This window comes from Solirubrobacter soli DSM 22325, assembly GCF_000423665.1.
Lineage (GTDB): Bacteria > Actinomycetota > Thermoleophilia > Solirubrobacterales > Solirubrobacteraceae > Solirubrobacter > Solirubrobacter soli.
On record NZ_AUIK01000008.1, the window covers coordinates 124,595 to 138,116 of the forward strand.

The window sequence follows — 13,522 nt, forward strand, 5'->3', positions numbered from 1 at the left end:
GGCATTCACCATCCCTGGCGGAGATACTCGCGCTCGTGGGCTTCCCTCCACACTCGTTGTCCCCGGCGGAGCTGGTCGCGCTGCGGGCGATGGAGGAGCGCGGGGAGCCGTTCCTCGCGTGGCGCGAGCTCGGCGACCTTCGGTTCCTGGGGCTCGGGTCCGTGTCGTCGGTGACGGCCGGGCGGGCTGAGGGGAACGACGTCGTGCTGGCGTGGGATCGCGAGGTCTCGCGGACGCATTTCGAGCTCTCGCGGGTGGGCGCGGCGTGGACCGTGAGCGACGATGGGCTCTCCCGCAACGGCTGCTTCTTGAACGGCGAGCGCGTGCTCGGGCGGCGGCGGCTGCGCGACGGCGACGTGCTGCGGGTGGGCCGGACGGCGCTGGTGTTCCGGGCGCCCGTCGTCGGCGTGGAGAGCACGGCGGCGGCGAGCGCGGCGGAGATCGTGCGGTTGACAGAGGCCGAACGTCGCGTGCTCGTCGCGTTGTGTGTGCCGCTGCTCGTCGCGGGCGGGGCGCCCGCGGCACCCGCGCCGAACGCGGTCATCGCGGACCGGTTGAGCTTGACTTCGGCGGGCGTCAAGACCCACATCCGGTCGCTGTTCCGCAAGCTGGACGTCGAGGACCTGCCGCAGAACGCCAAGCGCGCAGAGCTCGCCCGCCGCGCTCTGGACGCCGGCCTGGTGACGATCGGCGATGCTCGCGACTGAGCTCTCGGGCGCGATCGTCGGCGGCTACCGGCTCGGGGAGCTGCTCGGGCGCGGGGGGATGGCCGTCGTGTATTCGGCGACGCACTCGACGCTCGGACGCCCGGCGGCCGTGAAGATCCTGTCGGCCGAGCTCGCCGCGGACCCCGACTTCGTCACACGCTTCCGCCGCGAGGGGCGGCTGCAGGCCTCGCTCGAGCACCCGAACGTGGTGACGGTGTACGAGAGCGGGTCGTCTTCGTTCGGGCTGTACCTCGCGATGCTGCTGGTGCGCGGGCCGTCGCTCTCGGCGCTCTTGGCGGCGGGCGAGGTCGACGCGGGGCGGGCGTTGTGGGTGGGCGCGCAGGTCGCGTCGGCGCTCGACGCGGCGCATTCGGCGGGGTTGGTGCACCGCGACGTGAAACCGGGCAACGTCCTCGTCGACGGCGACCACGCCTACCTCGCCGACTTCGGCCTGACCCGCGGCGGCGCCGGCAGCGGTCTCACCGCCCCGGGCCGGATCCTCGGCACGCTCGCCTACCTGGCGCCGGAGGTCGCGCGTGGCGAGCCCGCGACGCCCGCCTCGGACCGCTACTCGTTCGCCGCGCTGCTCTTCCACTGCCTGACGGGCTCGGTCGTCTTCGGGCGCCCGACGGCCGCGGGCGTCCTGTTCGCGCACACCAGCGAGCCGCCGCCGCGCGTTTCGGCGCGCCGGCCCGCGCTTGGAGGCAAGCTCGACGCGGTCTTCGAGCGCGCGCTCGCCAAGGACCCGGCCGAGCGGCCCACGTCCGCGACCGCGCTGGTGGAGGAAGTGGCCGCGCTCGTCGACCCGACGCTCGGCCCACCCCCACCGCGCGCGTCGCCGCCGGCGGCGGCGACCACCACGGCCCCGAGCGCCCGCTTCGCCCGCCCGCCGGCCGGCGACACGGCTCCAGACCGCGTGCCGCGCGGCACCACGCGGCCCGCCGCGCCCGCCGATCCGGCGTCCGCCGGCACGGCGCGCCACGACACGCCGCGCGACCCCGCGCCGCCAGACCCCGTGCCGCGCGGCACCATGCGGCCCGCCGCGCCGACCGACCCCGCGCCGCCGAACCCCGTGCCGCGCGGCACCACGCGGCCCGCCGCGCCCGCCGATCCGGCGTCCGCCGGCACTGCGCGCCACGACACGCCGGGCGACCCCGCGCCCGCCCACTCCTCACCCGCCGCGGGGACCTCGCGGCCCGCCCGCGGCCGTCGCGGGCTCGTCGCGGCGGCGCTGCTTCTCGCCGCGCTGGTCGGCGGCGCGATCGCCTGGATGCTGCGCGGCGACGGTGCGGCGGCGCCTGCGTTGCCGCCCTTGCGCGGGACCACGGTGCTCGGGAGCGATCTTGCGCAGCCTGGGGTCGCGCGGGTCTGTCCTGGCGGGTGCACGCTCTTGCAGACCGCGTTGCCGGACGCGACGCTCGTCGTGCCGGAGGGCGGCGTGATCCGGCGCTGGGGCGTGCGGTCGGCGCGTGGCGAGTTGGCGTTGACCGTGCTGCGCGAGCGGGAGGGCGGGTTCTTCGCGGTGTCGAACTCACGGCACGAGTTCGTGACCGACGCGGGGCCGCACGCGTTCGTCACCGACCTCGCCGTCGACCGCGGCGACCTGGTCGGTGTCACCGTCCTGCCGGGATCGGCGATCGGCGAGCGGTCCGTGGCCGGCGCGGCGACCAGCCGCTGGCCCGGGCGCATCCGCGGGCGTCAGGCGCCGCTGGCGGGTGAGCGTGGCGAGGTCCTCCTGCGCGTCGAGTTGCTGCCCGGCGCCAGCCAACACGTCCCCGCGCAGCTCAACGGGGCGGCGGCGGCGAACGCGCCGTCGGGGAGCGACCGCGCGCGGCGCCGCGCGCGCTTCACGGATGGGCGGCGGGCGGACGTGGCGCTCGTCGAGGTCGGTGACCGGTTCGCGCTCGACCTGTACGCCGGGCGCCGGCGTGTGGCGCGGATCGACGTGCCGGAGCTGCGACCACACGGCGGGCGGCTGATCGCGTTCGACGTGTCCGCCGAGCCATCCGAGCGCGAGCAGCTCGACATCGACCTCGAGTACGCCAACGAGGACAGCGCGCGCATCCTCAGCCACTTCTACGTCGCGTATGCCCGCGAGTTCGAGTTCGTCTACTGATTTCGCCGCGGGCTACCGGCTCGAGCGCGAGCTCGGCCGCGGCACCCGCGGCGTCGTCCACGAGGCGACGCAGCTCGGCCTCGACCGCCGCGTCGCCCTCAAGCGCCTCCCCGCGACGCCGTTCCGCCCCGCCGCCTGGCCGCGCCTGCCGGGCGTCGTCACGCTCTACGCCGTCGGCGAGAGCGACGGCGACCTGCTGATCGCGATGCAGCTCGTCGACGGGCGCTCGCTGGGCGCGCCGCACCCGCCTGAGGTCTTCGACGAGATCGAGCGGACCCTCGCCGCAGTCCACGCACAGGGCCTCGTCCACGGCGCGCTGACCGCGGGCAGCGTCCTCGTGGACGCCCGCGGCCACGCGCTCCTCACCGACTTCGGCTTCGGCCCACCGGACGCGACGCCGGAAGACGACCGCGCCGCGCTCGCGGCGCTGCGAGAGACGTACGAGGCGCGCGGCGGCGAGGCGGCGCGCGGCGTGGGTGCGGCGCCGGGTGAGGCGGCGCGCGGCGTGGACGCGGCGCCGGGTGAGGCGGCGCGCGGCGTGGACGCGGCGCCGGGTGAGGCGGCGCGCGGCGTGGACGCGGCGCCGGGTGAGGCGGCGCGCGGCGTGGACGCGGCGCCGGGTGAGGCGGCGCGCGGCGTGGACGCGGCGCCGGGTGAGGCGCGGCGCGGACGCGGACGCGGCCTCTCCGGGCGCCCGTGGCGCGCGGCCGCGGCCCTCGCGGTGCTCGTCGCGGGCGGCCTCGCGGTGGTCGCGGCGCGGGCTGATCATGTCCCTCCGGTGGCGGAGGGCGCGACCGGGTTGGGCAGTGCGCTCGACGGCGGCGGGGTGCGGTCCGTCGACTGTGCCGGGCGGGCGCCGAGCGGGGCGTCGCGGGCGTGCAGCGTGATGCAGGACGGTGTCGTCGTGCCCGCGCGGGGCGCGCTGCGCGGATGGGCGGTGCGCGGGGCGAGCGGGGACCTGGCGCTGCAGGTCGTGCGCGAGCGCGGCGGTCGCTTCATCGCTGTCGCGAGCACGCCGTACGTGCACGTCGATGACACGGGGCCGCACGCGCTGCCCGCCGATCTACCGGTGCAACCGGGCGATCGGATCGCGGTCGAGCTCACGCCGGGAGCCGCGCTCGGGGTTCGCGACACGGCCGGCCACACCAACCGGTTCTCCGGCCCGCTGCGCTACGGCCTGCGCCGCGCCGAACGCGGCGTGGACGCGGAGTTGCAGGTGCGCGCCGACTTCGTCCGCGGCGCGACCAGCAACCGGCCCGCGACGCTCACCGGGACCGCCGCGCGCACCGCGCCGACGGGACGGATCGTCGCGCGCAGCGAGGTCGCGCTCCGTACGGGCGAGGTCCGGACCCTTGCGGTCACGCGACTCGAGACCGGCGGCGTGGCGCTCGATCTCCTGCGCGGGGACACGCGACTCGCCCGCGCACCGCTCGCCGGCGCCGACCCGCGCGGCCGGCTCGACGCGTTCACGACGAGCGGTCAGGACACCGGTGAGCCGACGCCCGAGGTGCGCTGGCGCAACCCGGGCGGCGGCACGGTCGCGCACACCTACCGGGTGGGTGCGCGCGACCTCCTCCTGCTCAGCTGACCTTGACGGTCACCTTCATCGAGGAGTGGATCGTGCAGACGTACTTGAACGTCCCCGCCTTCGAGAACGTCTTGGAGAACGTGAAGCCCTTCTTGGACGACGTGGCGGAACCCTTCCCGCCGCTCGCGGGGGTCACGTTGTGCGGCACGCCGCCCTGGGTCCACTTCCACGTGACCTTGCCGCCCTTCTTGATCGACACCGTGCCCGGCGAGAACGAGTTGTTCTTGACCGAGACGGTCTTGGCCGAACCCGCCTGAGCAGCGGGGACGACGGCGACGGCGGTGGCCAGCGACGCGGCGACGGCCACCGCGGACAGCTTGCGCAGCATGGAAGGGCTCCTTCGAAAGTTTGGCTCGACTACCAAGCCGGACGCCCCCGCGGCGCGCGTTATTCCACGATCACCTCGACCCGCCCCGGCCACGGCGCCAGCAACCCCTCGATCGGCTTGGCGTCCACCTCGGACGGGTTCTCGTACACCCAGAACGCGTCCTTCGCGCCCGGCGCCGAGTAGTAGGACGCGTCGCCCTTGTACGGGCAGTGCGAGGTCGTGTCGGTCGGTGTGAGGAGCTCCATCCGGATGTCCTCGCGCGGCAGGTAGTAGCGGGTCGGCAGCCCGGTCTCCTCGAGCGCGATCGCGCGCGTGGACTCAGCGAGCACCTCGCCGTTGTGCTCGACGCGGACCTTGTGCTCGCTCGGGTGGGTGGAGATGCGATGGGCAGTGGAAGCCATACCTACATGGTTGCGCATGCAGCTTCCCGGCCCTCAACCCGCCGAGATCGTCTTCCACGAGGTGCCGCAAATGATTGGCAGAATCTGCCGCATCTGTATTTTTCACTCTGCCGAAATGGTACTGTTGCTGCATGCCAGGGGCCTCATATGCTCGCCGCGTCGTCGATGACGAACTCGACGAGCTGCTCCCGGCACTGCCGGCGATCGCCATCGAGGGCCCCAAAGGCGTGGGAAAGACACGCACCGCGCTTGAGCGCTCACGCACCGTGCACCGCCTGGACGATCCCGCCGAGTTGGCGGTGGCCGAAGCCGATCCGGCCCGCCTCATCCTGGGCGAATCGCCAGTGCTCATCGATGAGTGGCAACGCCTCCCCCAGGTGTGGGACCTCGTGCGGCGCGCCGTCGACGACGGGGCCGCGCCTGGGAGCTTCCTCCTGACCGGTTCCGCCCTCCCGGGCGCGCCGCCGACCCATTCAGGAGCCGGGAGAATCGTCACGGTGAGGATGCGCCCGCTGGCTCTGAGCGAGCGACACGGCACCGTGACGGTCGGCTTGCGTGATCTGCTGACCGGCACGTCGCCCGAGATCCTCGGCACGACCGAGGTGACGCTCACCGACTACGTCGATGAGATCCTGGCGTCCGGCCTGCCCGGGCTCCGTCATCTCTCGGGCCGGGCTCGACGCGCGCAACTCGACGGCTATCTCGATCGTGTCGTCGACCGGGACATCCCGGACGATGCGGGCGTGGTGATCCGCAATCCTGCCGCGCTGCGCCGGTGGATGGCGGCGTATGCCGCCGCGGTGTCGACGACGGCCGCCTTCGAGACGATCCGCGACGCCGCGACCGCCGGGAGCGACCACAAGCCGTCCCGCACCGCCACCCAGGCGTACCGCGATGCCCTCACGCGCGTCTGGATCCTCGATGACGTTCCGGCCTGGATCCCCAGCAACAACCGGCTCAACGAGCTCGGACAGGCGCCGAAGCACCAACTGGCCGACCCTGCCCTCGCGGCGCGATTGCTCGGCGTGCAGTCCGACACGCTCCTGGCGGGCGGGAGCGCAGGGCCGGCGTTCGCCCGCGATGGCACCCTGCTCGGAGCGCTCTTCGAAAGCCTGGCGACGCAGTCACTGCACACGTACGCGGCGCACAACGAGGCGAAGCTCAAGCACCTCCGGACCGCCCGCGGGCGACAGGAGATCGACCTGGTCGTCGAACGCGCGGACGGGTGTGTCGTGGCCGTCGAGGTGAAGCTGGCGCGCGCGGTGTCCGGCGATGACGGCAAGCACCTGCGATGGCTTCACGAGAAGCTCGGAGACCGGGTTCTCGATCGCGTCATCGTCACCACCGGCCCGACGGCGTATCGCCGGCCCGACGGGATCGCCGTCGTCCCGCTCGCGCTGCTCGGTCCGTGATCGCGGCTTGAGCGATTCTTGACTTCCGCACGACCGTGGCTTGAGGGAGGGCTCCGATACCTGGGACGTGAGCCACTTGAACCCCGGACAGATCGTCGCCTCGATCGTCGCGCTGGCCAACCACGCCGCCACGCTGGCCGTCGACGAGGCCATGGACGCCGCCCGCGCCGAGCGCGCGGGCAAGGTCGAGCGCGTCGCCGCGCACGTGAGCCGGATCGCGGTCGGCGCCGCCGTCGCGGTCGGTGAGATCGCGTGGATGGCCGGCGAGCTCGAGCGCTCGGAGGCGCTCGACCTCGAGATCGCCACCGCGGGTCTGGCGGTGACGAACCTGCAGGCCTCCCTGCTGGCCATCGCCACGGCCGTCGACGGGGTGGGCGTGGCGGGCGGCCCGGTCGAGGCGGTCAAGGCCGCCGCGGCCCTGAGGACCGCGGCGCTGACGCTCGACGAGCTGCTGCCCGCGTACCAGCCGGCTCCTTAGCCGGTCATCGAGAAGAAGGCCCCGAGCAGCGCGCCGCCGAGCGCCTTCGTCGGCTGCGGGTTCGCGGGCTCCTCGATCTTCACGTCGGTGCCGTAGTCGGACAGCTTGAGCGTGAAGTCGACGGCGAGCGCCTTCAGCGGGACGGGCGAGCTGCCGGAACTGGCGGAGTTCAGGACCTTGATCTGCTGCTCGTTGAGCGCGAACTTCATGCCGAACTCGCGGAACAGGCCGTCTTCCTGGCCGGTCGAGAAGGTGAGCTTGACGAGCGGCGCGATCGCGCGCAGCCCGGCCTGATCGTCGGCGCTCATCGGCTTGCCCTCGGCCTCGGCGACCTTGACGATGCCGTCCGGGTTCAGCCCGCCGGTGAACTTCCAGGTCTTCTGGCCGTCGACCTCGTCACCCTCGGTGACCTCGCCCTTGAGGACGTCGTTGCCGTACTGGCGCAGCTTGAGCAGGGCCTGCTTGAGCTCGGCGGGGTCCGTCCCGGTGCTCTGCGTGGTGCTCTTGATGCCGTCTTCCGGGCCGTACCACGTGTTCATGAACTGGATGAAGGTCTTCGCCTCGTTCGCGCGGGCGGCCATCTGGTAGTCCTGCCCGCCCACGTTGGCCTTGCCGGAGACGTCGACGGCCGTCGGGCTGCCCTTGCCGGAGATGTCGACCTTGATCGGCTTCTCCAGGAACGGCTTGATCTGGGGATCGTCGGAAGCGCCGGAGACGTTCGCGATCACCTGGAAGGCGGCGGACTTCTGGTTGGTCGTCTCCGTGATGGCCTTGGTGAGCATCTCGGCGGGCGTCGGCGCGTTCGCGGACGAGCCGCCACCGCCGCCGGAGGACGTGGGTTCATCGGTGCCGCACGCGGCCACCGTCAATGTGCTCGCGAGCAGGAGCATCAGCGCGATCGGCTTCTTCATCACCCATCGACCATGGCACACGCGACGTTCATCCGAGCCACCCCCGAGGGTGAAATGCACCACCCCAGGGTCCATCGCGGCAAATGTTCAGGGTGGCGATCCGATTGTCGGCGCTCCGCCTGCCCCGTAGCGTGGCGGCGTGCGTAAATGGCTTCCCCTGCTCGCGGTCGCCGCCGGCCTCGCCGCGACCCCCGCCCACGCCGCCGGCACCCGCCAGTGCGGCCTGACGCCGCGGATCGACGGCGTGAGGTACCAGGTCGACGTCGTCAAGGGCCCGGTCGCCTGCAAGACCGCCCGCAGCGTCGCGTCGAAGTTCCTGCGCAACGGCACGATCGCCCCGCCGTGGCACTGCTTCCGCGGCCACGAGAGCCAGAACCAGGACTGGGCGGCGTCCTGCTCGCGCGGGAAGAACCTCTTCCGCGTGTATGCGCCGGGCTAGGGGCGGACGACCGGGTTGGTCACCACGGCCTCCAAGGCGCTCGCCGGAATCCGCTTGATCCCGTTGAGGTCCTCGTCGTTCCAGCCGCGGTCGACGGCGCCTGAGACGTAGACGCGCGGTGAGCCGGCGTTGTCGGCCACGATCGCGCCGTAGGTCTTCAGCGCCTGCGCGACGACCTTCGCCTGACCGCGCAGGCCGCTGATGTCGTAGCTCGCCTTCAACCGCAGGCGCAGCCCCATCGGCGGCTGGTTCGGGTCGGTGTTCGACGACGCCCAGTGGGTCGCCGGGTGGATGTACGCCTTCTGCGTCGTCGGCACGGTGATCCGCAGCGCGTGGTTGATCACGCCCGCGTCGGCCTCCTCGCGGCGGGCGAGCCCAGGCAGCATCGGCAGGCCGGCGGCGTCGGCGGAGGTCCAGCGCTCCGGCCGCAGCGCGTTGGACTTCAGGTCCCAGACCGCGCCGCTGTACGCGCTCCAGCCGGCGCCCTCCTTGGCGGCCGCGTAGAGCTCGAAGAGTTTGCAGTCGCCCTGGCGCAGCGTCAGCACGTGGCGGTCGCCGCCGCCCTCGACCGGCGCGTCCGGCGGGACCGGATACGGACCTGGGTCGGACTCGTCGGCCTCCTCGAACGCGATCGGGACGAGCGGCTGCGTGAACGGCACGCTCACGTAGGGAATGCCGTACTCGCCGTCCCCGCCGAAGTCCGGCCAGAGCACCATCGAGCCGAGCGACCCGACGTAGTCGTGCGACGTGTCGACGGGGTACTGCGACACGTCCGTGTTCCACGGGTTGTCCTTGGGGAAGATCGGGCACCCGCCGATCACCGGGCTGCCCGCGAACGGGTCCCCAGGCGGGGCGGGCGCGGGCGGGTCAGGCGGCGCCGGCAGCTTCGGCGCGGGCAGCGTGAACCCCACGCGACGCGCCGTCGCGCAGCGCTTGCCGCGGCACGCGCGCACGCTGTAGCGATACGCCGTCCCGGCCTTCGCGCGCTTGTCCACGTACGACGTGCGGTTGCGCCCCACCCGCGCGCTGAGCCCGGCGCGCCGCACCTCGTAGCGGGTCTCGCCGGTCGCCCGGTCCTTCCACGTGAGCTTCACGCTCGCGCCCTTCGCGGTCGCCTTCAAGGCACTCACGGGGCGCAGCCGCGCCTCGGCGGGCGCGGCCAGCAGCAGGACCGCCGCGGCGGCGGCGACGAAGACCCTCATCACGGACGTTGTATCGCGCGCCTGCGGCTCGAGCTTGAATTCCCATCCCGCCTCTCGGCATCGGTAGCGTCGAAGCACGCTGGGACCGAGACGGGAAAGCGAGCAGCAGCACGAGCCGGGACCCGCGAAGGCGGGCGAGGTGCCCGAGGCGCCGGCGTCCGCGCGGGAGCGGGTGCTTGCCATGCAGCGCACGGCGGGCAACCAGGCGACGGCGCGGTTGTTGCGCTCCGTGCTGGCGCGCGACGAGTTCAAGTGGGGGTCGAAGGCCGGCGAGGCCGACCTTCCCTATCCGGCCGAGGCCGGCGCGGCGGCCACGCTCCCCCCGCCGGTGCACGCGTACTACTTCCCGGGCGTGACCGAGCGGCGCGCGCTGATCATCGGCGGCGTGCACGGCTCGGAGCCGCAAGGAGTCGCGGTCGTCGAGAGCCTGCGCGCCGAGCTCACCAAGCGCAGCGCCGCCGGGAAGCCGCCGTACTTCACGGTCATCCTGGTCCCGAAGCTGATCGCGCGCACGCATGAGAGCAAGCTCCCGAAGGTCAAGGACCGCCGCTACGTGCCGCGCGCGCCCGGCGACTCGGCCGCGGAGGTCAACAAGACCGGGATCGAGCCCAACCGGACGTTCCCGATGCCGGGCGAGGACTACGCCGACGCCCGCAAGCGCGCCACCGGCGGCGACTCCGAGCTCAAGTTCGACCCGCCTGGCAAGGAGGGTCCGCGCAAGCCGAAGGGCGACCACGCGACCGACACGATCCTGCCGGAGAACCGGGTGCTGATCCAGCTCATCGAGCGCTTCAAGCCCGAGCGGATCGCCAGCGTCCACGCCCACTTCCTCGACCCCGGGGTCGAGGCCAAGCCGGGCGTCGAGGGCCAGCCGGCCAAGGACGGCAAGCCCGCCGTCAAGGCCAGGCCGGAGGTCAAGGGCCGCGACCCCGGGACGGGTCGGCCCGGCAACGACCCCGGCGTCTTCGTGGACCCGCGCAAGGGCACGGCGGCGGAGATCGCGGAGGACGACCGCCTCGCCACCGAGATGCTCCACCACGCGCAGAAGCGCGCGCCCGCGACGCTGCAGGGCGGCGCGCAGGACCCGTTCATGGGCAACGTCGGCGGGAAGAAGCGCTTTAACGAGACCGTGCACTACGACCCGGCCGCGGCGGGCGTCGAGGGCACCTCCCTGGGCGACTGGGCACCCGTGAAGACGCCCACGCGCGGCGCGATCACGACGATCACGGTCGAGATCCCGCAGTACGCCGGGACCGGCGTGTCCGACGTCGACGCGAAGGCCGTCGAGGAGGCGCACCGCGACGCGCTGCTGGAGATCTTCCTCGGGCCGCCGCCTACTTCACCTTCACCTTGAACGTCCAGGACTGGTTCGCCTTGTCCTTGACGACCAGCACGATCGCCTTCTTGCCGGGCAGCTTCTTCAGCGTGAGCGTCTGGCGCGCCTTCACGCTGCGCTTCTTCGCGCCCGGCGCGGTGAGGGCCGCCGACTTGAACGCCGGCGCGTCGCGCCCCGCCGTGATGCGGACGGTCAGCCGATGCGCACGTCGCTTGAGCGACACGACCGGCGGGCAGCCGTCGACCTGCAGCGGCGCGCTGACGTTCGCCACGGTGCCGTTGTGGCCGGTGAAGGCGCCCTGCACCTTCTGGCGCGCGCCGCGGCAGAGGTCCTTCTTGATCACCAACGGCATCGTCGCCCCGCCGGTGAAGGCGAGGTCGAAGCGCTCGAGCGGCACATCCGGGATGCCGGCGAACGTGTTGTGGATCACGCCGTCCTTGCCCGGCAGCCCGACGTTGCCGAACAGCGGGAGCGTCACCGCGCCGGAGAGGCTCAGCGACAGGCCGGGAAGCGCGCCCGCCTCCGGCGCCGCGAACGTCACCGGGCTGGTGAGCGCGGTCGGCAGCAGCGGCGTCGTCGCGGTCGCGCTCCCGATCCGCGCGGTCGCGGGACAGCTCCCGGCGGCGAACGCGGTCGGACTGCAGGCCTTGGCGAGGCGCTTGAGGTCGATGCCGAGCGCGGGCGGCAGCCCGACGTTGGCCACCGACGTCGCCGCCTGACCGGCCGGCACGAGCACGGTCACCCGCAGCGGCGGCGCCGCGCCGACGGCGGTCGCCCCGCGCTTGCCCGCCACGGCCTCGATCCGCGGCGAGAACGGCAGCCCGGCGCAGTCGGTCGCCTGGTACGGCGCCTCGACGGTCGCGGTCGCGCCGTCGACGCCCTCCAGAACGGCCCGCACGGCCTTCGGCGCGCAACTGGAGGCGTTGAGGATGAACCCGGGGCGGTCGAAGGTGAGGGCGAGACTCCGGATCGAGACCGGGACGCCGCCGATCAGCCGCGGCAGCGGCGTCGTGCGCACGGTCAGCCCGCCGTCGGCGCGCAGCGCGATGCTCCCGCGCACGATCACCGTGCCGAGGTCGACCGGGCCGACCTTGCCTGGGATGACGATCGCCAGGCCGGCGAAGCCGCCGTCGTACGCGCCGGTCAGGTAGACGGCGCCCGCCAGCGTCACCGGCGCGTCGCCCGTCCCCGCGACCGAGCTGACCGTGCCGACCCGCGACGCCGCCGGACACGCACCCGCCGCGGCCGACGCGTCCGAGCAGACCGGCACGCCCTTCAGCGACCCCGCCAAGCCCGGCGGCATCTCGGTCGTGACCCGCGAGAGGTCCTGCGAGCCGTCCGGGCGCGAGATCTCGAGCGTCACCGCACCGGCGGGCCGCCCCGCGAGGGTCGACTCCGCCGTCGTGCGCAGCGACGGCGCGAACGCGGCCGCCGTGCAGGCGCCGCCCTTGCCGTCGGCGTCGATCGTGAACGTCGCGGTCGCGGTCCTCGGCGCGGTTCCGCTCCATGGCGTCAGCAGCGCGGAGACGACCTTCTCGCCGCACGCGACCGGGTTGGCGAGGACCGCCTTCGGCCCGCCCTGGAAGGACAGTGCGAAGGACGTGAACGGGACCTGCGGCAGGTTGTCGAACACGGTCGTGATCTGGCCCGTCGCGGGGTCGAGCTTCACGTCGCCGGGCAGCTTGACCAGCACCCCGCTGCCGGCGACCACGACGTACAGCCGGTAGCCGTCGCCGAAGTAGACCTTTCCGCTCAAGGCGGGAAGCAGCGGCGTGATGAAGCTGACCGTGCCGACCTGCGACCCGGCGGGGCAGCCGGCGTCGGAGGCGAACTGCGCGTCGGTGCACGCCTCGAGGCCGTTGGCGACCCCGGGCGAGAGCGTCGTCCCGACCGGCAGCGCGATCTCGGCGCGGCGCACGTGCGAGTTCCCTTCGGGCAGCGTCAGCGTGACGGTCGCGCCGCTGGGGACGACCCGCTGCGTGGTGTCGAGCTTCGCGGCCACCTTCGGGGCGAACGGGACGGTCGCGCAGCCGGTCGGCGTGAACGTCGCCGAAGCGGTCGCGTCCGCGTCGATCCTCGTCGTCGCCGGGATGCATGAGGTCGGCAGCGTCATGAACGCGCTGTTGAGCGTGAGATCGAGCGCGGCCAGGCCGAGCGGGCCGGGCTCCAGCGCCGCGATCGTCGAGTCGAGCCCGCCGTCGGGCCGCAACGCGATCGCGGCCTGGTTCTTGATCAGGCCGATGACCGAGATGCCGAGACGTGCCGGCTCGCCCGGCTGCGGCTCGAGGTTGTAGACGTCGCCTGGGATCGGGACGGCCAAGCGCGGCGTCGCGACGACGCTGCCGACGCGGGAGCCCGCCGGGCAGACCCCGTTCTCGAAGGTCGCGATCGGGCACCGGTCGGCGGCGTTCGGGTTCCCGACGAGGCCGGGTGGGAAGTGCAGCGCGACGTGCGACGGCGTGGTCGCGAAGTCGGCGTGGATCGCCACTGAGGCGTGGGCGCCGGCCTGGAGCACGGACGGCGTGACGGTGAAGGAGGCGTGGGCTGGGGCCGAGAGGGCGAAGAAGAGCGCGACGGCGACCTGGGGCATGCGGTTCATCACGA

12 protein-coding genes are annotated in these 13,522 nt (G+C 73.4%); 7 read left to right on the forward strand and 5 right to left on the reverse strand.

Translation table 11 applies throughout. From position 1 onward, the window contains the following. Positions 1 to 35: 35 nt before the first annotated feature. The 3 genes from G569_RS0104845 to G569_RS0104855 are packed head-to-tail and all read left to right on the forward strand — an operon-like array spanning position 36 to position 4,411. Positions 36 to 707 (forward strand): FHA domain-containing protein, encoded by a 672-nt coding sequence (locus tag G569_RS0104845; RefSeq protein ID WP_157591822.1) that lies wholly within the window; start codon positions 36 to 38, stop codon positions 705 to 707. Continuing rightward, positions 694 to 2,823, forward strand: coding sequence for a serine/threonine-protein kinase (locus G569_RS57270; protein WP_053225867.1), 2,130 nt, complete (start codon positions 694 to 696; stop codon positions 2,821 to 2,823). Before G569_RS0104845 ends, G569_RS57270 begins: the two co-directional genes overlap by 14 nt. Further along, positions 2,795 to 4,411, forward strand: a complete 1,617-nt coding sequence (locus G569_RS0104855; RefSeq protein ID WP_028062583.1) for a protein kinase family protein — start codon at positions 2,795 to 2,797, stop codon at positions 4,409 to 4,411. Before G569_RS57270 ends, G569_RS0104855 begins: the two co-directional genes overlap by 29 nt. Here the strand turns inward: G569_RS0104855 and G569_RS0104860 are convergent. After that, complete coding sequence (locus tag G569_RS0104860; RefSeq protein WP_053225868.1) at positions 4,404 to 4,739, reverse strand: cupredoxin domain-containing protein; 336 nt, start codon at positions 4,737 to 4,739, stop codon at positions 4,404 to 4,406. The genes G569_RS0104855 and G569_RS0104860 overlap by 8 nt on opposite strands. A 59-nt stretch (positions 4,740 to 4,798) precedes the next feature. Continuing rightward, positions 4,799 to 5,140: a DUF427 domain-containing protein gene (locus tag G569_RS0104865; RefSeq protein WP_028062585.1), complete on the reverse strand. Its 342-nt coding sequence runs from the start codon at positions 5,138 to 5,140 to the stop codon at positions 4,799 to 4,801. Positions 5,141 to 5,214: 74 nt separating this feature from the next. On the opposite strand from G569_RS0104865, the gene G569_RS0104870 reads away from it, so the two are divergent. Continuing rightward, positions 5,215 to 6,552, forward strand: a complete 1,338-nt coding sequence (locus G569_RS0104870) for an ATP-binding protein (RefSeq protein ID WP_245602403.1) — start codon at positions 5,215 to 5,217, stop codon at positions 6,550 to 6,552. A gap of 67 nt (positions 6,553 to 6,619) precedes the next feature. Beyond that, complete coding sequence (locus tag G569_RS0104875; RefSeq protein WP_028062587.1) at positions 6,620 to 7,030, forward strand: hypothetical protein; 411 nt, start codon at positions 6,620 to 6,622, stop codon at positions 7,028 to 7,030. Here G569_RS0104875 and G569_RS0104880 read toward each other — a convergent pair. Further along, complete coding sequence (locus G569_RS0104880) at positions 7,027 to 7,941, reverse strand: hypothetical protein (protein ID WP_028062588.1); 915 nt, start codon at positions 7,939 to 7,941, stop codon at positions 7,027 to 7,029. The genes G569_RS0104875 and G569_RS0104880 overlap by 4 nt on opposite strands. Before the next feature lie 139 nt (positions 7,942 to 8,080). Here G569_RS0104880 and G569_RS0104885 point away from each other — a divergent pair, with 139 nt between their 5' ends. Continuing rightward, a complete protein-coding gene (locus G569_RS0104885) occupies positions 8,081 to 8,380 on the forward strand; it encodes a hypothetical protein (RefSeq protein WP_028062589.1) in 300 nt (99 codons plus the stop codon). Here the strand turns inward: G569_RS0104885 and G569_RS0104890 are convergent. Continuing rightward, positions 8,377 to 9,264 carry a hypothetical protein gene (locus G569_RS0104890; RefSeq protein ID WP_064750279.1) on the reverse strand — a complete coding sequence of 296 codons (888 nt, stop codon included), beginning with the start codon at positions 9,262 to 9,264 and terminating at the stop codon, positions 8,377 to 8,379. The genes G569_RS0104885 and G569_RS0104890 overlap by 4 nt on opposite strands. 457 nt (positions 9,265 to 9,721) lie before the next feature. On the opposite strand from G569_RS0104890, the gene G569_RS0104895 reads away from it, so the two are divergent. Then, entirely contained in the window at positions 9,722 to 10,936 is a 1,215-nt protein-coding gene (locus G569_RS0104895) for a M14 family metallopeptidase (protein ID WP_157591823.1), read from the forward strand. Here G569_RS0104895 and G569_RS0104900 read toward each other — a convergent pair. After that, positions 10,917 to 13,517, reverse strand: coding sequence for a hypothetical protein (locus G569_RS0104900; protein WP_028062592.1), 2,601 nt, complete (start codon positions 13,515 to 13,517; stop codon positions 10,917 to 10,919). The two genes, G569_RS0104895 and G569_RS0104900, sit on opposite strands and share 20 nt — an antisense overlap. Between the last annotated feature and the right edge of the window lie 5 nt (positions 13,518 to 13,522).

Bases quoted from the DNA above. Each gene is read 5' to 3' on its own strand.
- G569_RS0104880 (WP_028062588.1), bottom strand. From the start codon at position 7,941: ATGAAGAAGCCGATCGCGCTGATGCTCCTGCTCGCGAGCACATTGACG.
- G569_RS0104860 (WP_053225868.1), bottom strand. From the start codon at position 4,739: ATGCTGCGCAAGCTGTCCGCGGTGGCCGTCGCCGCGTCGCTGGCCACC.
- G569_RS0104855 (WP_028062583.1), top strand. From the start codon at position 2,795: ATGCCCGCGAGTTCGAGTTCGTCTACTGATTTCGCCGCGGGCTACCGG.
- G569_RS0104865 (WP_028062585.1), bottom strand. From the start codon at position 5,140: ATGGCTTCCACTGCCCATCGCATCTCCACCCACCCGAGCGAGCACAAG.
- G569_RS0104900 (WP_028062592.1), bottom strand. From the start codon at position 13,517: ATGAACCGCATGCCCCAGGTCGCCGTCGCGCTCTTCTTCGCCCTCTCG.
- G569_RS57270 (WP_053225867.1), top strand. From the start codon at position 694: ATGCTCGCGACTGAGCTCTCGGGCGCGATCGTCGGCGGCTACCGGCTC.